This is a genomic window from Bradyrhizobium sp. SPXBL-04, assembly GCF_051853035.1.
Lineage (GTDB): Bacteria > Pseudomonadota > Alphaproteobacteria > Rhizobiales > Xanthobacteraceae > Bradyrhizobium > Bradyrhizobium zhanjiangense.
In genome coordinates this window covers 2,209,903-2,230,861 of record NZ_CP182472.1, presented here as the reverse complement: position 1 = coordinate 2,230,861, position 20,959 = coordinate 2,209,903, and the positions used below count along the sequence as shown (strand labels likewise).

15 protein-coding genes and 1 pseudogene are annotated in these 20,959 nt (G+C 59.7%); 5 read left to right on the top strand and 11 right to left on the bottom strand.

Translation table 11 applies throughout. The annotated features are described in order from the left end of the window. The first annotated feature begins 4 nt into the window (after window positions 1-4). Window positions 5-613, top strand: coding sequence for a CDP-alcohol phosphatidyltransferase family protein (locus ACNJX8_RS10285; protein ID WP_439360500.1), 609 nt, complete (start codon window positions 5-7; stop codon window positions 611-613). Between the two features lie 147 nt (window positions 614-760). Then, entirely contained in the window at window positions 761-1,873 is a 1,113-nt protein-coding gene (locus ACNJX8_RS10280) for a pyridoxal phosphate-dependent aminotransferase (RefSeq protein WP_439360499.1), read from the top strand. Between the two features lie 366 nt (window positions 1,874-2,239). Here ACNJX8_RS10280 and ACNJX8_RS10275 read toward each other — a convergent pair whose 3' ends face one another. The 9 genes and pseudogenes from ACNJX8_RS10275 to ACNJX8_RS10235 form a co-directional block, all read right to left on the bottom strand. Beyond that, the gene (locus ACNJX8_RS10275; RefSeq protein ID WP_439360498.1) at window positions 2,240-3,724 is read right to left on the bottom strand and encodes an alkaline phosphatase family protein; all 1,485 of its coding nucleotides are present in this window, start codon (window positions 3,722-3,724) and stop codon (window positions 2,240-2,242) included. 573 nt (window positions 3,725-4,297) lie between these two features. Continuing rightward, a pseudogene (locus ACNJX8_RS10270) lies at window positions 4,298-5,719 on the bottom strand (MATE family efflux transporter). Window positions 5,720-6,619: 900 nt separating this feature from the next. Next, window positions 6,620-8,155 carry a porin gene (locus ACNJX8_RS10265; protein ID WP_439360497.1) on the bottom strand — a complete coding sequence of 512 codons (1,536 nt, stop codon included), beginning with the start codon at window positions 8,153-8,155 and terminating at the stop codon, window positions 6,620-6,622. Between the two features lie 728 nt (window positions 8,156-8,883). Then, window positions 8,884-9,657, bottom strand: a complete 774-nt coding sequence (locus ACNJX8_RS10260; RefSeq protein WP_439360496.1) for an ABC transporter permease — start codon at window positions 9,655-9,657, stop codon at window positions 8,884-8,886. A gap of 99 nt (window positions 9,658-9,756) precedes the next feature. Next, the gene (locus ACNJX8_RS10255; RefSeq protein WP_439360495.1) at window positions 9,757-10,692 is read right to left on the bottom strand and encodes an ABC transporter permease; all 936 of its coding nucleotides are present in this window, start codon (window positions 10,690-10,692) and stop codon (window positions 9,757-9,759) included. Then, window positions 10,692-11,687 (bottom strand): ABC transporter ATP-binding protein, encoded by a 996-nt coding sequence (locus ACNJX8_RS10250; RefSeq protein WP_439360494.1) that lies wholly within the window; start codon window positions 11,685-11,687, stop codon window positions 10,692-10,694. The genes ACNJX8_RS10255 and ACNJX8_RS10250 overlap by 1 nt, the downstream gene beginning before the upstream one ends. Next, the gene (locus ACNJX8_RS10245) at window positions 11,684-12,670 is read right to left on the bottom strand and encodes an ABC transporter ATP-binding protein (protein ID WP_439361872.1); all 987 of its coding nucleotides are present in this window, start codon (window positions 12,668-12,670) and stop codon (window positions 11,684-11,686) included. The genes ACNJX8_RS10250 and ACNJX8_RS10245 overlap by 4 nt, the downstream gene beginning before the upstream one ends. A 606-nt stretch (window positions 12,671-13,276) precedes the next feature. Beyond that, the gene (locus tag ACNJX8_RS10240) at window positions 13,277-14,497 is read right to left on the bottom strand and encodes an ABC transporter substrate-binding protein (RefSeq protein ID WP_439410325.1); all 1,221 of its coding nucleotides are present in this window, start codon (window positions 14,495-14,497) and stop codon (window positions 13,277-13,279) included. Window positions 14,498-14,532: 35 nt separating this feature from the next. After that, window positions 14,533-14,856 (bottom strand): hypothetical protein, encoded by a 324-nt coding sequence (locus ACNJX8_RS10235; RefSeq protein WP_439410324.1) that lies wholly within the window; start codon window positions 14,854-14,856, stop codon window positions 14,533-14,535. A 1,245-nt stretch (window positions 14,857-16,101) separates the two neighbouring features. Between ACNJX8_RS10235 and ACNJX8_RS10230 the strand changes: the two genes are divergently transcribed. Then, window positions 16,102-16,839 carry a hypothetical protein gene (locus tag ACNJX8_RS10230; RefSeq protein WP_439360493.1) on the top strand — a complete coding sequence of 246 codons (738 nt, stop codon included), beginning with the start codon at window positions 16,102-16,104 and terminating at the stop codon, window positions 16,837-16,839. Window positions 16,840-17,019: 180 nt separating this feature from the next. On the opposite strand, the gene ACNJX8_RS10225 is transcribed toward ACNJX8_RS10230, so the two are convergent. Further along, window positions 17,020-17,517 (bottom strand): hypothetical protein, encoded by a 498-nt coding sequence (locus ACNJX8_RS10225; RefSeq protein ID WP_439360492.1) that lies wholly within the window; start codon window positions 17,515-17,517, stop codon window positions 17,020-17,022. A 381-nt stretch (window positions 17,518-17,898) separates the two neighbouring features. On the opposite strand from ACNJX8_RS10225, the gene ACNJX8_RS10220 reads away from it, so the two are divergent. Together ACNJX8_RS10220 and ACNJX8_RS10215 are read left to right on the top strand one after the other, a co-directional pair. Next, window positions 17,899-18,807: a LysR family transcriptional regulator gene (locus tag ACNJX8_RS10220; RefSeq protein ID WP_439360491.1), complete on the top strand. Its 909-nt coding sequence runs from the start codon at window positions 17,899-17,901 to the stop codon at window positions 18,805-18,807. A 723-nt stretch (window positions 18,808-19,530) separates the two neighbouring features. After that, a complete protein-coding gene (locus ACNJX8_RS10215) occupies window positions 19,531-19,755 on the top strand; it encodes a helix-turn-helix domain-containing protein (protein WP_439360490.1) in 225 nt (74 codons plus the stop codon). 670 nt (window positions 19,756-20,425) lie between these two features. On the opposite strand, the gene ACNJX8_RS10210 is transcribed toward ACNJX8_RS10215, so the two are convergent. Beyond that, window positions 20,426-20,785: a DUF2285 domain-containing protein gene (locus tag ACNJX8_RS10210; protein WP_439360489.1), complete on the bottom strand. Its 360-nt coding sequence runs from the start codon at window positions 20,783-20,785 to the stop codon at window positions 20,426-20,428. Window positions 20,786-20,959: the final 174 nt, after the last annotated feature.

Sequence of the window (20,959 nt, the reverse complement as noted above, 5' to 3'; positions counted from 1 at the left end):
TCCGATGCTCAAATATCTTTGGGATCCAGCGAACGTCATCACGACCGTCGGTCTTCTTTTTTCCTCCGCGAGTTTGTTTCTCGCTCTTTCCGAGCGCCTCGAGCTTTCCGTAGCCGCCGCGCTCTGGGCCGTTCTGTCGGATCACCTGGACGGGGTCGTGGCAGGTCGCACGAAAGATCGCGACCCAGACGTTGCGAAAATGGGAAAGAGCCTCGACGGGTTCGCAGACATTGTCTACGGGGCCGTTTTGCCCGCGGTCATCGTGATACAACTCAGCCAGCTCTCGCTTCTTGCCCTTGCGACCGCGACAGCGTTACTGGTAGCCGGGGCAGTCAGGCTCAGCTACTTTGCCAATTTCGGCAGGTCGTCCGATGGGCGCTTCCTGGGGCTCCCCTTGTCTTACGATGTGCCGCTGCTGGCGCTCTTATTCCTTGTCCAGCCTCTCATTCCCGCCGAAGCATTTTCCGGTGTCGTCAACACCTGCTTCTTGCTTCTGGCCGTCGCTCACGTGGCGTCCATTCGCGTGCCATCACCGAATGCGGCGGCGTACGCGACGATCAGCGTCTTCGCCGTCGCATCCTCGGCAGCTTTAGCCAGTCGTTCCTTTGAATAGCCTGAACACTGAGCAGACAGACCGACTCGGCCAGGGCACCAACGCGGAGCAGGTGTTTATTGAGCAAGAGCAGGCGCCGGGTCGGTCCTTCAAGACCGGGGCGGCGCGCAATGAACCCCGCTTATGTAGTTGACAACGAAGGGTCCCATGACGAGCACCGCCCAAGTCGACGTGAATCCCAAGTCCGACGACGACTCTGACCTCGTCAATCGCTTCCCAGGCGGCTATTGGAAGCATGACATCAAAGACTTCGTCCTTCTGGTCAATCCCTACTTTCCGCCGCGATCGTTCCTTGACGAACTCAAAGACGCTTTGCCGAGGCTGATTGCCTGCTATCCCTCCCCTCACGGGCAGATGGTCGAGCTCGTTGCCGACGTCGTGAAAATCCCGGCACACAATCTCGCTGTTTGCAATGGCGTGGCTGAGCTGCTCCCCGTCCTCCTTGGTCGAATGGGCATGAAGATCGCGGTCCCGGTCCCATCCTTCAATCCCTATGAAACGACTGCCCTGCCGGGACGCTTGTACCGTTTTATTCTTCCGCCGCCCGATTTCGAACTCGACGTGCGCCATTACGCGGCTTTCGCGCGAGCGAATGAAGTGAGCGGTGTGGTGGTGATATCGCCGAACAATCCTACCTCGCGAATGGTTCGATGCGAGGATCTGCTGTGTCTCGCTTCGGCGCTCCGAGATCGACAACAACTCCTGCTACTCGACGAGTCGTTCATCGAATTCAGCGAGGCCGGACACAGCGCGAGTCTTGAAACTCATCTCTTCGAATTTCCCAACGTGATCATTCTGAAAAGCCTGGGCAAGATTTACGGAACGTGCGGTTTGCGGATCGGATACGCGGCATCTGCGAATAGACAACTGATCAATCAAATTAGAGCGGCTCTGCCCCCTTGGAACGTCAATACGTGTGCCGAGTTCTTTCTGAGCAAGCTTCCGCACCTTACGCACGAGGCAAATGAGTCTTGGGCGAGGGTGCGCAGCGATAGGGAGAGACTATACAAAAATTTGCTCGGCATCGACGGGATGAGAGTTCTCAAGCCCGATGCAAATTTCGTATTTTGCGAACTGCCATCTCGTTGGCCGGACGGGGATGTGATCGCGTCGAAACTTCTGAAGGATAGACGCATTTTGATCCGGCACAACGGCGGCAAAACCCTTCAAAATGGCAAACGGTTCTTGCGTATTGCAAGCCGTACTGCCGAAGACAATCAGCTCTTGGTCGCAGCGCTAAAAGGAATCTGCACGTGGTAAAATCGGCCTCTATTCGGCGGAGATGGAGCAGTGCTCATGGAAGAGCAAGGAGCGGTCGGGCCGCCTGTAGCTCGATGCGGATCTGCTGAAGGAGAGCGAGAACCATGCGCCCAAGCTTGCGATGCTCTTTCCCCCGAGATTGAAGTGCCCCCATGGACAGCCGTATCCCCGCCCGAGCGAAGGGCGCCGAAAAGGGCGTTCGTCGTCGCGAGAGGTTGTTAGCCTTCGATCGTAGCGGTTTGGAATTAAGACCGGCTATCGATAACGATCAGACTAGACAAGGCCCGTGAGAATCGCGGACCGAATACCTCGCTCTATTCTTGATTCCTTCGACGCTCAAACATTTGCTTATGGGAGGGCAGCTCTTCATAGAACATCGGAGGCATCGAGATACACGGCCGCACCCACCCGCACGCGACGGAGGCGCTGCCGGTATGCGCCATCGCGTGTTTCGTGGACGGCCTCGGTCATTCCAGGCAACTCCTTTGCGCCCTCGCTAAAGACCTCAGCAAGGGTACGGCCGGTCATGGTAGATGGCGGAGAGATGCCAAGCAGACCGAGCACCGTCGGCGCAAGGTCGCAAATACTCGAGGGGACTTGCGAGACGAAGCCCCCCTTGATCAGCGGTCCCGCCAAGATGCCGAGCGACGACATCTCCTTGGCATGCAATCCGCCATGCACGCCGACGCCAATCGGCCAGCTTGCACTCCAGCTGCGGCCACAAAGACCAAATGAATCTGGACCGTCGTCGGCCCGGAACGAAAACAGGATGTCCGCCGAACGAGCATGATCGGTGAAGACAAGCTGGCGGGCGAAGCTGCCTGGTGCGATGCCATCGACCTCGCCGCGACCGGCTGTGAAAATCGGTCCGCACCATGGCCGCCTGCTCATCGCTGCGACGACCTGGCGGATAAGAAGGTCTGAAGGCTCGGCCAGGTAAATTGCTCCGACCTGCCCTGGCATGACGATAGCGTCGATCCCTGGCGCCGTTGCGGGGCCGCAGCGCAGTCCGGCCGCCTCGAGTGTCTCGATAAGATCGGCCCGCGCGTGGACCGTCACGTGGCCATGATCGGACATGGCGATCAGATGCACCCCTTCGGATTCGCCTTCGCTTTCCCACCAATCCAGCACTCGACCGAACTGCCGGTCGACAAAGCCGATCGCCTCCAGCGTCTTCGGCGCGCCGACACCGTGATCGTGCGACGAAATATCTGGCTCGCCGAAGGAGAGGATCGCGACGTCAGGGCGAAGTTGGGGCCAGATCACGTCCAGGAAAGCGGAGGTTAGAAAGGATTGAGCGGGCAGATCCGGTGTGCCCGACGGGGGCGGCGCAGGCGTCGGTCCGAGCAGGGCCTCGACCCGCTCGAGCATTTCGGTCGAGGACGCGACTTGAGGGAAGTGGCCCGAGAGCGTCACTTGGCCAAGCTTTCGAGCCTTATGGTTCAGCAGGCGGGTTGCACCGGCCGAGTTCGACGCAAGAACTGACAACGTCTTGTCGTTCGCCTGAAGAATCTCGCCGAGCGAGGGCACGCCGAGCAAATGACCGCCGCTCGCGGCATCAAGATCCTCGATCGTGTGCGCCTCACCCGTATCGACATGCCGTGGCGTAGGGGATAGTCGGTCGAAATACTCGTTCCCGACGATGCCGTGGCGATCTGGCGTCGTTCCCGTGACGAGGCTTGTCAGGGCGATTCGTGTCTCGCTGGGATAGACCGTGCGCTGCTGCGCCAACATCGCGCCCCGGTGCTGAAGCCTTACAAGGTTCGGTGTCAATGACGAATTGACGAGATCGGGCCTAAGCCCATCAAACAGCACAATGAGAACCCGATTTCGGGTCGATCGATCGGACACGATGCAAGCCTTGCTAGCTGGGACGCAGCGGGAAGTGGTCGTGTTTTCCGCCAGATTGAGGCACTGTCCTGCACCGGCGAACCACATGTCGACTGGTTGCCGCGCCGGCCATAAAACGGCCAGGATCGTGGTGAGCGCGAGCCACTCTCATCAGCCAATGCTACGCCGGCCTGATCGACGGCTGATCGAATACGACATTCAGCGCCATCTCGTGCTCCGTCGTGGAGTGCGCAGATTGCAGGTTCGCACATGTATCGAAATCGGTTTGCTCTGACTAAGCATGATCGCACCGACGTCTTGATCGTGCCGCGGGCCGCTGAGCCCCATAACATGCGCTCCAGAGCAGAAGGACGAGGCTGAAAGCTCGCGAATTATGAATAAAGCACGCCGAAGTTACTCGCCCTTAAACAGGCTAGCCAATTTGATCATCGCTTTTTTTGAATCTTCGATCGAAATTTGCGTTGTTGCGTCGGGCACGGATCTCCTTGAAGGTGCACGTCGTTGACGGCGACCGATGCGCGGCAATTTCCATCCAATGTAAAGTTCGCCCAGCCGCTCATGAAACCGAAATCTTCAACGGTGGCAGCAAGCGCGCGTTGCCAGGTACTGAAACCGCAGGACCAGCAACGCCGCATAGACGCTCGTCCCGCTTGACAAGCCAATCCAGATGCCAACGGCGCCAAGTCCGATCTTCAGACCAAGAAGGTAGCTGAGCGAAAGGCCGATCAGCCACCAAGCGATAGCGGCGAACAGAAGTGGCATCCGCGTGTCCTTAAGTCCGCGCAGGCTCCCTGTCGCAACGCACGGCGCGGCATCGGTGACAAAGAGGATTGCGCCGACCAGGAGAAGCCTTGCGGTAAGGCTGATCGTCGCATTCGCATCATCGGCCGATCCAACGAGAAACAGCTCGGCGATCTCGAAACGGGCGGCGATCACCGCAAGCGTCAGCGTCGCGGCGATGGCGATACCGACCAGCATTGCGGCCAGATTTGCCCGGTTGATGCCGGCAGGGTCGTTGCGACCGACCGCATGGCCGACGCGCACCGCCGCTGCCATGCCGACGCCGAAATAGATCATGTACAGGATCGCGGCGACCTGAACCGCGATCTGATGAGCGGCGAGCGCGTTCGTGCTGATCACGCCTGCCAGAAGCGACGTGGCCCAAAATAGCCCCGACTCGATCAAGGATGCGATTGAGATCGGGTATCCGGTCGCGATCAGCTGCCGCAGGACAGGCCAATCGAAGCGCCATAGATGCGCAAAAACGTGGTAGTCACGAAACGGCTGACGCTTTGCAGCGAAATAGGCACTTGCCAAAAACGTGCCGCAGTTGACCAGCGCGGTCGAAAGACCGGCCCCGAATATCCCGAACTGGGGCAGTCCAAACTTTCCATAAGTGAGCGTCTAAACCAGCAGTGCGTTGAGCGGGATGGCCGCCATCGTAATCCAGAATACCGGCTGCGGCCGATTGACGGAGCCCATGAAACCGCGGATGGCCAGAAACCACAGCGCGGGCGCTGCGCCCCACGCCAATCCGCACAGATACTGCTGGGCGAGCCGCGCCACGCCCGGGTCCTGACCAAGAGCAAGCAGTATTCGCTCTCCCTGCAGCGCACTCGCCATGATCGGAACGGAAAGGATCATCGCCGTCCATAGGCCCATGCGCAGCGCCCGTCGTACTATACTTAGATTATTAGCCCCAAACGCCTGCGCCGCCAGAGGCGCTATGGCTGACATTAGGCCCGCGCCAAGCGTGAGGCTGATTAGATAGAACCGGCCCGCAAGGGCGGCTGCGGCCAGCGCCTCAGCGCTGATCCGTCCGACGAAAGCGATATCAGTCGTCATCATCGCGATCTGCCCGACCTGCGTCAGCACCATCGGCAAGGCAAGTTTCGCTGTTTCGGCGAGCTCTTTGGCGAATTGACGGTGGGCCTCACCTCTCGTCGGATGGTGCCGAGAAGCCGATACCAGCTTTGTTTTGGTCAACTTGTACATGGAAATCGAGCAGCCCTGCTTGTGTCGCCAAACGAACGACCGCGTTTTCCCGCAAGACATCTCGTCCCGCCTGAATTCGGCAGGCCTCTTTGTGATGCGAACTGACGCGCAGCCTTGGTGCGCGTGCACGTCACAGAAGCTGATCGCGCAATCGGCTTGGACCTACCTGGGCCTGCCAGCGCGTTCGATCTTTTCAGCGCAGCTCTGAGCGCAAGGAATCTGCGCGCAATGGCTGGCATCTTCGATTGGGCAACTGGACCATACGGCGATCTGAAGAATGATTGCCATGCGGCCATCGCTGCGATCCTTCTAGCGCGGCTTCCCTGTTCAAGGTTTGTGCCAAGCGAGAGGGCTTGATGAAGGAGGTTCGCTCAAATCGGACGTGTCGCGGCTCCGACAACGTCCGAAGGCCGACATGATATCAGCTCCTCTTGATGTGCACCGTCATCTCGGGCTAATCAACGGAAGGGCCGCGCTTGTCGATAGTGACGGCTTAGAGAGATCGTTCGCCTGGAGGTACCCTGGCTCAGCGCCGACTGGAGCAGATCAAGGAGGAAAGCGCGTTCCCACGTTGACGGGCCACGTCGCCTTGAACCGAGGCTTGTCGCCTTGACTTGTGCGGCGCCGCCACTCGGAGTTGGAGAGCTAGGCTATCGGCGCAAGGTGCAGCCGATTATCACTGCGCCGCGTCCGATGCCTGAAAAGAAGCTTTTGCCGCTTGTCTTCAATCCTTCATCGCACCGCGCAACACGCTCGAGAGTCGTTGAGGCCGTTAGCTTTAAAGACCGCGTGTCGAATCCAGAACGGAAAAGGCCCCCGACGGGCACGTCGGAGGCCTCCTTGGAGGTTGACCTGGATTCATAGAGCCGGCTTGTTTTTCTTCTTTCGCCGGCTTCGATCTCACCAGTTGCGCTGAGCTCGGAGGAGCAGGGTCAGCGTGCTCTGGTCTTTCAACTCGTAGACAGCAGCCGGTTTGGCGATCGCCGACTGGGTTGGCAACGTAACCGTGCTCCCGCTCGCGTATTTTTGGTCAAGCATGGTGTAGGCCAAGTCAACGGAAAAAGTCAGGTTCTTGAGTGGTGTCCACCGCGTGACGACGCCAACAACCCCATAGTTGAAGTCGGGATTGCAGCCGGAAAGACCGCTTGAAAGCGACAGGTTCGCGATGAACGCGCCGCAGATATACCCTTTGGCCGTTCTTGAATACCGAACGGCGGCCCACCCGCCGTAGAAACCCGTATTCCAGCGTGGATCCCAGTTATGCGTGTAACCGCCATGGAACCCGTAGGTCGTTGTCAGCTCTTGGCCGGCGCCCGCAACGAACACGGAGTCGGATAGGCCGGCCAAGCCGACGCTCTGATAGGCGGCCGTCAACCCGCTACCGCCATACATGGCGTAAGTAGTCGGCATCAGGTCGTTGAAATTGTAGCGAGTCGCACCAGTCGTGTAGGCGCCGGACAAATTGATGGTGTCGCCGACGCCAGTCGGAATGTTCTTTAGAGACAAGGCCAACTGAGCAGCCCAGCCCCACTTGTCACCAGGATGGCCGGTCGTCTCGTCGATGCCATAAAGAGCCGCATGGTTGTCATGTGCAGCAAGTGAGGCCTGGAAGAGACTCCAGCTCTGATCGACGCGAGTCATCACGATGAGATCCGGCGAGCGCGAACCGCCGATGTCATTGACGCCGTACGCTCCTGTGGCAAGACCGGCGGCCGTCGCACCGCTTATGTTCCAGATGTTGGTGGTGCCATAGGCAACTTGATCCTGGGCGGAAAAGGAAGCCGTAATTCCTTGGCCGAAATCAGCGGTATAGGTTACCTGGTTCACGCCGGTCACCCAGCCGCCGCCGCCGGGTAGATCATCAAACTCGTTCGCCGGATAATTGGTCCAAGGTGCGGAAAATTGAGAGACGGCTTTACCCACGGTAAAGCCAGCGAACTGGATGAACGCCGAATAGACACCGAGCGATCCTTGTGCGATCGCGCCAGTGCCCTGTCCTCCGGGCACAGCTGCCGTATAGGTCGTTGCACCGCCGGCATCGCCTGCACCTGCGCCAGCATAGCCGCCCGAAGTCCAGCTGAAGACGCCTTGGAAGAAAGTGCGGACCACGCCATACTCGGTTTTAGTGCGCGTGTCGACACTCAAGCTTTCACGAGAGCGCCAGGTGTAGGAGTTGCTCAAGCGGTTCCGCGCCCCTGCCACGCCATTGGCAGCAGGATCAAAATCGCTGTTACTGTTTGCGATCAAGTCGACGCGTAGATAACCACCCAACTTGATGCAATTGTCCGTGCCAGGGACATAATAGAAGCCGGCGCCATACAGCGCGCAAGCCCTCACATATTCGATCGGCTTGGCTTTGACGGGAAGGTCCGCAGCTTTTGCCGCACCCGATGCGATCAAGCCTGTCGCTGATATCAGTAGAACCCACTTGATCATTCGAAATAACTCCGAACTCATCTTTAGGAATGTCATTGCCTCTATCCTTCGGGTCAGAACCTGTGCGGGCGAGGCAGTAACGTCGGGGCGCAAACATCCAGTGACAGACATCAAATAATGCGATGGGGCGCTTCCGATTTGATGATGGACTGGATCCAAACCGCGATCGAACTCTCACCGTTGGACCAATCACGAGCCGCCGCAGCGAGATGATCCATCAAATCGTCGTTTGCCCGTGTTATCGATCGCGCTTAGCAATGAGTGGCAGCGCATTCTCAAATCGTTCTTGTGACGCAACACCGTTCAGAGATTTCTGGCGGGCAGCTGCACCACGATGCATTTGCGGTCAAAGCAAGTCTAGCTTCGCGGCGCGCTCGCCGTCACGGCGAAAGGATCGGTCTGCTCGAACTAGATCGCGTTTGCGCCATGCCTCGATTGGCTGGAGGACTGGCGCTGAGTTCCCTGCTGGGCTCATCCGCAGTGAAACGTCCCAGTGAGCGGCAGAGAGCCAATCATCGCTCAGGCGACCGCTAGCATCAGCCGCGCGATCGACTTCGTTCGTGTACCCAGGCAAGAGCGCCAGCCCTTTCTCTGGCCAGCCGCTTGCGCCCACCGCAAAGCGTGGGTGAGGCAGTTCTGAATCGGATCACAGGCGACGACGATCTTTTCGCACTGACGCGGACGATCGCTCGCTTTGCCACGGGCTGATTGGCACGGTCGCGCAGACCTCAAGACAATGTTTTGTCGATCCGGTCGCGCAGCCAATCGCCGAGGAGCGACATCGATAATGTCGTGAGCGAAATGACGAGCGAGGGAAGGACGAGTATCCAAGGCGCCCGCGCCAGATAGTCACGACCGTAGCCGACCATATTGCCGAGGGACGTAAGCGGCGGCTGCACGCCAAGGCCTAGAAAGCTGAGACCGCTTTCGAGCAGGATGATGTCCGGAAAGGCGAGCGTCATGGTCACTATCAGGGTCGACGCGATGTTCGGCAGGATGTGTCGCAAATAGACGCGCCATGGTCCGGCGCCAAGTTGGCGTACCGCGATCACATAGACTTGCGCATTCGAGCTCATGGCGAGCGCGCGCGTGATGCGGGCGTAGCGTTCCCAGCCGTGGAGGCCGACGAGCGCCACGAAGAGGAACAGAGAATTTCCGAAGAACGCGAGAACGGCGAGCGCCAGAATGAGAAATGGCATGCTTGCCTGGAAATCGACGCATGCGAGGATGACCTGTTCGACATAGCCGCGGAAATGAGCGGCGAGCACGCCAAGCGTGGTCCCGAGGGCGGCCCCGATCAGCGTAGCTTCGAAGGCGATGAGAAGGCTCACGCGGATCGACATGACGAGACGCGCCAGCACGTCGCGGCCGAGCTCATCCGAACCGAAGGGATGCGCGAAGCTCCCGCCGAATCCGAGCGGTGGAGCGAGACGATGACGAAGGTCGAGGGTTGCATAATCATAAGGAGCGATTCGATCAGCCAAGAGTACGACGGCAAGCATGAGGGCGAGCCAGACGACTGCCGCTCCGATCGCGCGATTGCGCCACCGCTTGCCCCTCCTCGAAGACGGCAGGACCCGTTCTGCGGAAACGTGGGACAATTATGCGCCTCCGGCCGAAGGTGAATCGCGCAGGCGCGGATCGAGGACGCCATAGAGCAAATCGACAGTGACGTTGGTGGTGATCATGGCGGCCGCCACCACGAGCATGATGCACTGGACGACGGCCAGATCCCGGCTTGCGACCGACACGATGAGCAGGCTGCCAATGCCTGGCCATGAAAAGACGCTTTCGACGAGCACGGTTCCTGCGACAAGGTTACCAACCATGAAACCTATGATGGTCAACAGGGCTATGGCGGCGTTCGGCAAGGCGTGCCCCGTCACGACGCTTCGCCATGGCACCCCCTTCGCGCTGCCGGTCCGGATATAGGGCTGCCCAAGCACCTCAAGCATGGCGCTGCGGGTGAAGCGAGCCAGAACGGCCGCGCCAGAAAGACCGAGCGTAAGGACGGGCAGCACCATGTGGGGCCAACTGCCGGCACCACCCGAAGGAAACCAGGGGAGCTCGACGGCGAAGACCAGGACGAGAACGAGGCCGAGCACGAAAGACGGCACGGTGAACCCAAGAACCGCCACCGTCATCACCATTCGGTCCGCCAGACTATCGCGTTTCAGGGCTGCGTAGATGCCGGCGGGGATGCCGAGGCAAAGATTCAGGACGAGAGCAGGCATCGTCAGCATCAGCGTGACAGGAATGCGCTCGGCAACGACCGTGATGGCGGCCCGCCCGTCACGCATTGATTGGCCGAGATCTCCGTGGGCGACGGCACCCAGATATCTGACGTATTGGACCCAGAGCGACGCATCGAGGCCCCATGATTTTCGGAAAGCCTCGACCGCCGCGGCGGGGGTCTCGGGCGATAAAAGCGCCCGGGCGGGATCGCCAGAGGCTCGCAGCACCACGAACGCGAATGTGACCACCATCGTGATGGTGAGCACCGCGCGCACCAAGCGGACCGCGATGAAGCGAGCCATCACCCCTCGCCTCCGCGCTCGGCACCATCGCCGACGAGATGGCAGGCGACGCGGCGCCCGTCAGGGACGGATCTGAGCTCTGGCGCGAACCGCACGCAGACCGGGCGGGTGGCAGGACAGCGGGGATGGAATGCGCAGCCGCTCGGCCGCGCAGCCGGATTGGGCGGATCTCCCTGAAGGATCGTGCGTTCGCGATGGCGTCCGGGCGTCGGCACCGCGGAAACGAGTGCTCGCGAATAGGGGTGCAAAGGATCCAGCAGAACCGCGTCGGACAAGCCTTCTTCGACGATGGCACCGAGATACATGACGGCAATACGGTCGCAGATCTGCCGGACCACGCGCAGATCATGGCTGATAAAGATCATCGCCATGCGGCGACGCTCCTGAAGGTCATGTAAGAGGTTGATGACTTGCGCCTGAATGGAGACATCGAGAGCCGATATGGGTTCATCGCAAACGAGGAGATCTGGATCGGTCGCGAGCGCACGGGCCAACACGGCTCTTTGGCGCTGGCCGCCTGAAAGCTCATGCGGAAAGCGCTTGATGTGGTCGCTCCCGAGCCCGACATCGGCGAGAAGCGCATCGACCCGATCCTCACGCTCGGACTCGCTGCCGAGGCGATGAATGTCGAGCGGTTCGGCGATCTGCGCCCCTATCGTCGACCGAGGATCGAGCGCGCCTAGCGGATCCTGAAAGACCATTTGGATTCGCATCCTGAGACGCCGCCATGGAGCATGGCCAATGGGAGGTAAAGCTTCGCCGTCGAAGCTGACCACGCCAGAGTCAGGCCGTTCCAAGCCGATCAGGAGCCGGCCCGCCGTGGACTTACCGCAGCCAGATTCGCCAACTAGTCCGAGCGTTTCGCCGCGAGCCAAGGCCAGAGAGAGCTCATTGATGGCGTATACCTTCGCTGGCCGTTGGAACAGGCCCTCTCGCAATTGATAGTGGCGGACGAGCCTGTCGGCTTGGAGAAGCGGTGGAGTGGTCCTCCTCATGCGGCCACGATCTCGCCCGCAGAGGGTTCCCCGACGGCACGCAAACAGGCAGCCCTATGTCGGACCTCGCCACGGAGCGGAGCGAGCTCGGTCACCCATTCACCGCAGCGTTCGATCCGCAGATCACAGCGGGGAGCGAACGGGCAGCCTGGCGGCAACTCGGCCGCGTTTGGAACGACACCACGAATGGCCGGCAAACGGCTCCGTGGTGCCTCCAGGTCGGGAAGCGCCGCGAGAAGACCTCGCGTATAGGGATGAACAGGCTGATCAAAGAGACGGTGGGCGGGCAGCTCCTCGACGATGTGCCCCGCGTAAAGGACCAGGATGCGTTCGCACATCTCGCCGACGACGCCAAGATCGTGCGAGATCAGGACTAGCGCCATGCCTGTTTCCCGCTGGATCTGCTGCAGAAGGTCAAGGATCTGCGCTTGAATGGTGACATCCAACGCGGTGGTAGGCTCATCAGCGATCAAGACGTCAGGCTCCCCCGCAAGTGCCATGGCGATCATGACCCGCTGGCTCTGCCCACCGGAGAACTCGTGCGGATAGGCTTTGAGCCGGCGCGCCGCGTCTGGAACGCCAACCTGGTCCAGCAGACGCCGCGCTTCGGCCAACGCGCTGTGCCGGTCCATGCCGCGATGGAGCCGCAGGGCTTCGACGATCTGATCGCCTACCGTGTGTACCGGGTTGAGCGCGCTCGCCGGATCCTGAAAGATCATCGCGATTCGACCGCCGCGCACCTTGTCGAGGCGGGAGGCCGAAGCATGGAGGAGCTCCTCGCCGGCCAAACATACGCTGCCCGTTATCCGGGCGCGCCGCGTCAAAAGTCCCAGCGCCGCAAGCCACGTCACGGACTTGCCGCAACCGCTTTCGCCAACCATGCCGAGCGACTCGCCGCGGGCGAGCGTGAGATCGATTCCCCGCAGCATTGGCACATCGTCGAACGCCACACGAAGATCGGTGATCTCGAGAACCGGCTCTATTTGAGGTCTCTGTGCTTGGCGTATCATCGCGGCCCCTTCGGTTCACTGCGAGCGGCATCCTCCCGGCCCCGGGGATGGAACAACGCGATCGCATCGCTGACCGCGCCGAGAAACTCCGCGGCAGCTCGTGTACCGGTCGCAAGGGCCCCTACCCGCAGACCGACTCCACGAAGCGTGCGTCCATGCGCCGGACTTTGTCGGCGTCGCTCAGCCCGATGGCGAGAGCCCTCGCCAGGCTGCATCGCGCCGATAGCTGCATGCGATTCGGATTGTCTCGCACTCGCGCTGATCTCACGCGACGGCACCGCAGTTCCAGCGGCCAGCGCCTTGGCCTCGCTGCCCGTCATGAAGGGATCTGACACCTGCCGCTGCCCTTTCAGATCGACGGCAACGGTCGGAACTGCGCCGCTACATATGCGCCGCGGCTTCCCCGCCCCGGGAAGAGCGCAGTCGTCGCGTCGGATCGCCCGCGCAAACAGGGTCGCAGGATTGCCGGCAGCGATCGTGGTGCCTTGCGAAATGATCACGACGCTACTCGGTTAAGGCAGGCCGCCAAGCTGGGGTTGCCATCGCAGGATCGCAGATTTGAGCGGCCGATCATGACGATCAGGTCCGGATCAGGGCTTTGTTGCGCGGCCCGAAATCGAGATCGAGCGTCAGCCCTGGCAACCACGGCACGTCGCGGCGCTTGCCGTAGAACTGTCCCGACACGTGCAGGATAACGCAAGGTGGATCGACCTCGTTGATGATCTCGAGCATGCGACGGATGATCGATCGCCGCTGATCGGGCTGGACGGTATCCTGAAGCTTCGCGCCCAGGGAGAAATATTCCTCGTTGTGCCAGACCCCGATCGACTTTGGCAGCGAGCCGCTGGGACCGTATTCACGCCAGGGATGACCGAGATGATCGAGAAAGAGCGCTGTGTTGGAGGTATCGAATATGGCCCGCACCGGCTGACCCTGAACTTGCGCGAAATTTTCCATCATCTGGATTTTGACGTTCAGGCCGACAGCACGCCACATCTCGATCATGATCTGCGCGGTGGAGACTTGATTTGGATAGTAGTTGTTGAGCAGACGATACGTGATCTGCTCTCCATTGTAGCGCGCCGCCGCGAGCAGCTCCTTGGCTTTGTCGGGGTCATAGGCAAGCGCCGGGAAGTCTTGGATATAGCTTTCGCCATAGCTCGGCAGCTGGTAGCCGTTCGGGATCGGAAGCCGATTCTCCCATAGACTCTCCACGATCAGCCTGCGATCGAGCGCGAGGCTGATGGCGCGGCGAACGCGTACATCCTTCAGGACCGGATCGGTCTGATCGAGGACGAGCGAGCGGATATTCTGCACGGCGCCACCAACGACTTCCAGATCGGCGCGCTTCTTTATGCCCTCGAACTGATCCGGCGGAATGTCGGTGATGATATCGAGCTCGCCGGCGAGTAGGCCGTTCACGCGCGCGGAGAGTTCGGAAAGGATCCGATACTCGATGCCTTCGAATGCCGGTCGTCCACCCCAATAGGCATTGTGCGCGGCCAAAGTGACATGGATGTCGAGCTTGTGATCCACCAGCTTGTACGGCCCGCTTCCGACAGGAGTGGTCATCCAGCGCTCCCACGAGCCCGCGGCCGTGAAGGCGCGCTTGCTGACGATCTCCGATCCCCAGGCCGCGAGCCGCTGCTCGAGGAGCGCATCGCCGCCCTTCGCATGCACGACGACGGTGTAGGGATCAACGATCTCGATCTTCTCGAGGCGGTCGAGCGACTGCAAGGCCTCTGACATTCCGCTGCGCCCAGGTCCCAGCAGATGGTCGGGACCCAAGCTGAAGGCCACGTCTTCGGCGGTCAGCGGAGCTCCGTCATGGAAGGTTACGTCCCTGCGCAAAGCAATCGCAGCGACTGCGCATCGATCCGTTCCCACCTCTCGGCCAAACAGGGCCGCAACGTCATGTCCCTGCCGTGATCGACGGTGATAAGCGTATCGAAAAGCTGTGGCATGATCCGGCGAATGGCAGTGTCGGTGGCGATGACTGGGTCGAATGCGCGAGGAAATCCGGACATGCCGACCGTTAGCCGACGACGCGGCAGCTTCCTGAAATCGTTCTCGACAGCCCCAAGGCCCGTGCTGGCCAACATGCTGGCGGAAAGAGCGCCGGTGAGTGCTTGTCGTCGCGTCAGATCGTAACGGATCATCACTGCCTCGGAATTCAACTTCAGTTTGGATCAAGGATGTTACTGCCGTGACTTCGAGATCGGCATGAGTCTGGTCTAGGCAAATCTGAATGTGCGCGACCTTAGAAACCCGAACTGCTACGGCGAAATGACGTTGATCGAATAAGTCGATGCAAACTTTCGAATATGCGATGGACTATGGGTCTCCGAGGGATGCGGGTGTTGGGAAGCAGAAGTTCCGCACCGGTCCGAAGCCTACAGGGAAGCTGGGGCCGACCCGATCGGTCCGCTCGCAATCTTGCGAAATCGAGAGCCGTCCGCGCGCTTGGACCGGATCGGCGCGGTTCTTTGACCTTGCCGAAAAACGCTTACCCCATCCCAGTGCCAAGCTCGTCGGGACAAGCGCGATGTATGCGCAGAGTGATCTGGGACAATTACGGTATCCGCGATCACGCCTCGGCCATGCAGAGGACTTCGTGGCAAATCATTGCCGACCGTGCTGTCCAGAACGTCCACGAGGACATCCAGCCATGGAGGGGATCTTCAGACTTAAAAATTCTTACCATCCAACGGCTAAGATGAATTCTCCCGACAAATCATTATGTTAGGCGATTGACGGAGCCCCCGAACCCTTAGCACGATGTTAGCACGAACGTTTCTTTTACCACGCTCAGCGTGTGTCGGCCGCGAGCTGATGAAAGACAAGCGTCATGTGCGTCGTCGCGCTGCAAAGGGCTGGACGGGAGCGGGCAGATTTCAATAGCGCTCGCCTACAGCAGAACGCAGGAAGCTTCGGACTCGCCGCGGAAACGCAGAAATACATCGCACGTCTGAAGACCCGGCGTGCCTACTACGCCGCGTGCATCCGCGACTCTGAACCGCTTGGAGGCAGGAGCGGCGGATCGCGCCTCGGCCTCGTGGGCACACCCTTCACGCCCGTCAGCGAGCCACAAATCCACTGGCTCATCACGGAGCTTGACCGTTGTTCTTCGAGCTGCTCGGTTCAACCAGCTCGTTCGCCAGACGGTCAAACCGCTTCCGATGCTGGCGCCAGGATCTCACGCACCTTCACATAGGAGGTCGTTTGCGCCCGCGATGACACGGGGCCAAATAGCAAGTCGATGGTATCTTGGAGCGCAGCAACTTATCGTGGACCCGAGATTGCGAGCGTTCAAGACGTTGACTTATAATCTCTGAAGATATTAGGCCCTCTGGGAGTGGGGCCACAAGCAAGTTCAAACGTGAGTTCATTGACGGGAGGAGATCATGAGGCACAAGGCTTTGATGTACGCTGTTCTGAGCTTCCTAGTCACTTTGCTACCCAGCCACGCTCTCGCAGCCGGCCCAACGAAGTACGCGATCCTAACCCAGGGCACGTCATGCTCTCTGGATATATCGGAGGTATCGATCAAGTCCTTTCGACTGCTTGCTCCCGTCGACCAGATACACAAGCTCGCGGGCAAGGGCATCATCAACGTTCATGTCTGCGAGTGCTACCTGATGGCAGGTAATCTGCAAAAGTGCGTGCACGACGCCATAAGGAAAGCCGAGACCCCTCAATCTCTGACAAAGGAACAGGCAGACCTTCTCGGCGGGAAGATGTTCTTGGTCCTTCCCGACAGGGACGAATTCGTCGCCCTTTACCTGGCCTTGCAGTCAGAGTCGTCCGCTGCGGCTTTTGAGCTTGCCTCCCGGCTGCTCCAGCAGGCTGCCGTAGCGCCGTCGCCAGATGCTCCGCCCCCACCTACACCACCTCCACCGCGCGAGCCCGCAAAGAACGCCGATCCCGAGGGGGCAAAGCGCCATCGAAGCTGTGAAGTCGAGCCACAGATTTGCGTGAAGCCGAAGAAGTCCGAGGGGAAGGAATCCAAATCATCGGAAGGCCCGGATCTAGTGGCTGAATACGAACTAAAATGCGAGGGGTTCCCCCCGATCATCGTTTCCACCGAAGGAAAGGCTGGCTTTAAGGTCGGCCCGCTGGAGGTCTCTGTTTCAAAGCCCTAGTTGCAGATCACAGTCGCGCCGGGCTGTCGCGGGAACGGCATCATTGGTCAATGCCGGCCAACCATCGTACCTTTTCCACCAGCGCCAATGCCGCCACGCGCGATAGTTGATCTTTGAGGCGAGCACCGGATAGCGGCGATACAATAGGCGCGCAGGTACCCTACTCCGCGCTCGAGCGGCTCAAGGCTTCCCAAGGCAGCCGCCTCTTCGAGCAGCAGGAGTACCTTGTACTTGGGGCTCGGTAGCTGCTTTGACGCGCGTTAAGGCGTTAATGACGCAACCCACCAGGACGCGCAGGAAGCCGGCGTAAACCGTGAGTTTCTTCTCGTCGACTATCAGGTAGATGGTGGAGACTTCGCTCACCAGCTCGGGGAGCTGGAAGGTGGAGGCGGTGCTGATCTCGCCGGGATTGCCGGGACCAGCGGCGGGTGGCCTCCGCGCTGGACAGCATGCTGCGATGTTCCTCGCTACCTCGCATCGCGAGGAAACTGCCAGCCAGTTCTCGGCCGCGGGCGCGCCCGCGCTGGCGATGGTGCGTAGGCAGCTCCCTGAGGTTCTCCGGCGGTCGCTCGAGAGCGTACGCAATTGCACCATGGTGCGCAGGTGCGGCTCAAACCGCACCAGGTCCAGGATGAGGCAGGTCAGCAGGCCTTCGGCCTTGAATATCCATGAAGTCAAGGCTGCTGAAGCTCGCTTCCTTTGAACGCTGCGCGTGTTCCACCTGAGCCAGCGAAATCTTACACGAATTCAGCCGCTTGATCGAGGCTCGGCGCTGTCCTGATCTTGCGGACAGTCCAAGTTATCGAGAGGAACGTGGGCTGCTCGACCGTCGTCATGTAATTGCGTCCCCTTCGCGGCGCCTCCTCGGAAAGCCGTCCACGATCATGAAATCGCAAACTGGACCGTACGTATCGTACTAAAGACCGCCGATCTTGCGCTCAAAATGCCGTTGATCAGCAGTAATCCGACAACGTACATCGATTAATGTGATGAAGCATTCCCTTTTGGCAAAGCCTGACGCGTTACTAGCGGACATTCAAGGCTCTACCGGAGCAGAACATGCCTGCCGAGCACGATGACGTGCCCCTCAATGCAATCAGGGTGTTCGTGACCATCGCGCGAGAAGGCAGCGTAACACGCGCAGCTCGCGTCTTGGGAGCGACACAGAGCTCGGTCAGCCGCTATCTCTCGGTATTGCAGGATTACTTTGGTACGGACCTCGTGGAAAGGAAAGGCCGGCGCAGCGAACTGACGGAATTCGGACGGCTGTTTGTCAACACCGTAGCCGAACCGCTTGATACGGTGTGTTTTACCGCAAAGAGGATGCGGCGCCGCAATCGACCGGACGCCAATCGGATCGTGGTCCGCACGTCGCTTTCCACTTTCGCGTACTCCTTTCTTATTCCAAATCTCCAGGCGTTCTCTGCCGAGATGGGCGGCGTAATCGTCGACGTGATCAGTTCATTGTCGCCGCCGACGTCCTCCGACGATTTCGACATCTTGATTACTCGTGATCTTTCCGTCATTGAACCAGCCGATGATTGGGAGATTTACAATGAGACACTCGTATGTGTCGGATCTCCAAATCATGTCGCGGGAAAAACACTCTCGATTGTTCGCTCGATGCCGGTTCTCAACATCACGTCCCGACCCGACGTATTGCCCACATGGCTGAGGGCGATGAACTTGGCCTCGAAGGATATAAAGTCGGGAGCGCGATATGATCACAATTATCTTGCGCTGCCGGCCGTCATAACGGGAAAATGCCTGTTGGTGGCGCCTGAAATCATCGTCAGCGATCTCGTGCGCGGGGGTATCCTGAACGTGATACCAGGATCGCGAACTCCCAGCGGCATGCAGTATCGGGCCTATGCGGTCGACCGCAGCGCTAATCCCGAAATCGCTCGCGCCTTTTGCCGATGGGTAGCACGGCTCTGTAAGAAGGCAGCAATCCCGGAGGCGGCCTGATATCGTTTGGACCATGTCGGAACCTGGTCATCGGATCCAGTGATCCAGTGTAGACCACGGTAGCTCAAACGACAGCGACAGCTTCCAAGGTGAATCCGAAATAGCACAAGCTGGTGGCACTGCTCGCGTCCGACTAAAATGCATCTTCTTCGCGGCAACGCTGCTAACCTCATTCAGGGCACCTTCGAAGGGAACCTTGCGGCCTCCACGACATTTCCTGCCAGAACATCGATTGACCGGCATCGAATGGTCTTGGCCGCGAAGCTTCCTATCCGGTCCGCTTTTTACTTATTGAGGTAAGCGCCGGCCAGTTGAGCACCGTGTTCTCACGTACGAGCTTCAACCAACGGATTTGGCAGCGACCGCGATGCACGCCGCGGCAGCTTTGGCCGGACCATCCGGTTTTTGCAGTCGACTCGCTGACAGCGCTTCGCGATCACGCTTGCCCGCGATCTGGATGGATACATCCGAGCAACTTTCGCGCAGTCGGCGCCCGCACGCCGGCATCAAGCATCAGCCAACATTATCGGATGTTTCTCGTCAGGAGGCGAGAGCATTGGATATTACCCGGACCAAAACGAGCAATGACAGGGTCGCGGGGCGTGCTCAGCATGCTCTCTCGAATGCGCGATCGACGTAGTTTCCGTTCACAACGCGCATGCGACGTCACTTTGTCTGGTATATCGAGGTGCAGTATACCGAGCAACCGGCATCCTCTCCCGCATGGACTTGCGGGAGACATTCGCCACCAATTTGCGCCGTCTGCGCAATGCCAGGAGATGGTCGCAAGACGAGCTTGCCTTGGAAGCAAAGATAAGTCGGAGCTATTTGAGCCAGCTTGAAAAAGGCGAGTACTACGTCAGCATAAAGATCATAGGCCGCCTTGCTGACAAGCTCGACGTCGAGCCGGCTGAATTCTTGAAGCGGCCCACAAAGAGAGGTCGCTAGATGGACCCAGCCCAACACATGTCGTACTCCCAATCCATTTTCTTGGTCTCCGTAGCCTTTGCTAGTTCAGGTCTGCCCATCATAACGGGCCTTGCTGAGAACGGGGCTCGAAAGCAGGAGCGGCCCGGTTTCGTGGGAATGGTCGCGAAGACCTTGATGGCGATATCGAAAGCGACCGCGGGCGGGGGCGACACCAGCATCTGCCGAGCCATCGTTTGACAGGGATCGCGTTGGCTTGAAGCCAGTCGCGAAAGACAAAGACCGGTAGATGAGCCCGTCAGGATCAGCATCTGAGCAATTGCGCGCTATCCGGAGGACGAGGGAGCACGCTTTCCGGCGCGCTCCGTCTCGTGCGGCTCGATCTCGGCGTGATACAAACTGCAAACCGCGAATGCCGCATCGAAACCACGGCGATCGGCCGCCAGCTAAAGCCGCCCAAAGAGCGCGACCGTGATATCGGCCGACCGATGCGTCGTTCGGCGATTGCTGTCAGAGGGAGGCCGCGATATGTGCATCGACAGGTCCGCTAGACAGCGCCGTAGCCTTGATCGTCGGGTGAAGGCGCAATGTATTGCCGCCTCGTTCAGGCCGGCCGGAGCAGCACAGCAGGCTCGGGCCGTGAATTGCGCCTAAGCACAACCCAATGTCGGGCAGCCCGCCCGTCAAGAACTCAGGAGGTGTCGTCGTTGTCTTTTGCCTTGTGACGAAGCAAGTGGCGATAACCGCCCCGCATGAGAAGCAGCCCCTTCTGAACCAGACGAATGGTCCGGCTGCGCAGATCGTGTGTTTTCCAGCCTCGATCCGGGATGCGAGCTTTGCCAAACAGGCCTTCCGCGATTTTGCGATAGCTATTCCCTTCCAGCCATCCATCCAGCGCACGCAGAGCGAGGACGAGGCGAAGACGGGCTTGAGGCGATAGAGCAAGAGGGGGCGGCCCGAGAGGGCGCTGCTCGAGCGCCAGCAAAAATCGATCTGCTGCCTGCAAGCGGATGTCGAACTCGCGGTCGAGCGGTAGGTCGACTGTAGCCAATGAGACGCTCGACGGAAGCTCCTTAAACCAAAGGCGATGCTGCACACCTCCGAGCAGGACGATGCCATGCCATCCATCTGGTGCATGCCGAAGATTCCCGCCTGCCAGTGTGGCGAAATCAAGCTCATATGATCCGGAGTTCGCCGAACAGATGGCCGTGCGAACGGCTAGCAC

What these genes read in the sequence shown, in the direction of transcription:
- ACNJX8_RS10235 (WP_439410324.1), bottom strand. Translation starts at nt 14,856, where the DNA reads ATGATCCGTTACGATCTGACGCGACGACAAGCACTCACCGGCGCTCTT.
- ACNJX8_RS10280 (WP_439360499.1), top strand. Translation starts at nt 761, where the DNA reads ATGACGAGCACCGCCCAAGTCGACGTGAATCCCAAGTCCGACGACGAC.
- ACNJX8_RS10215 (WP_439360490.1), top strand. Translation starts at nt 19,531, where the DNA reads ATGGACTTGCGGGAGACATTCGCCACCAATTTGCGCCGTCTGCGCAAT.
- ACNJX8_RS10220 (WP_439360491.1), top strand. Translation starts at nt 17,899, where the DNA reads ATGCCTGCCGAGCACGATGACGTGCCCCTCAATGCAATCAGGGTGTTC.
- ACNJX8_RS10285 (WP_439360500.1), top strand. Translation starts at nt 5, where the DNA reads ATGCTCAAATATCTTTGGGATCCAGCGAACGTCATCACGACCGTCGGT.
- ACNJX8_RS10255 (WP_439360495.1), bottom strand. Translation starts at nt 10,692, where the DNA reads ATGGCTCGCTTCATCGCGGTCCGCTTGGTGCGCGCGGTGCTCACCATC.
- ACNJX8_RS10250 (WP_439360494.1), bottom strand. Translation starts at nt 11,687, where the DNA reads ATGAGGAGGACCACTCCACCGCTTCTCCAAGCCGACAGGCTCGTCCGC.
- ACNJX8_RS10260 (WP_439360496.1), bottom strand. Translation starts at nt 9,657, where the DNA reads ATGCTTGCCGTCGTACTCTTGGCTGATCGAATCGCTCCTTATGATTAT.
- ACNJX8_RS10230 (WP_439360493.1), top strand. Translation starts at nt 16,102, where the DNA reads ATGAGGCACAAGGCTTTGATGTACGCTGTTCTGAGCTTCCTAGTCACT.
- ACNJX8_RS10265 (WP_439360497.1), bottom strand. Translation starts at nt 8,155, where the DNA reads ATGATCAAGTGGGTTCTACTGATATCAGCGACAGGCTTGATCGCATCG.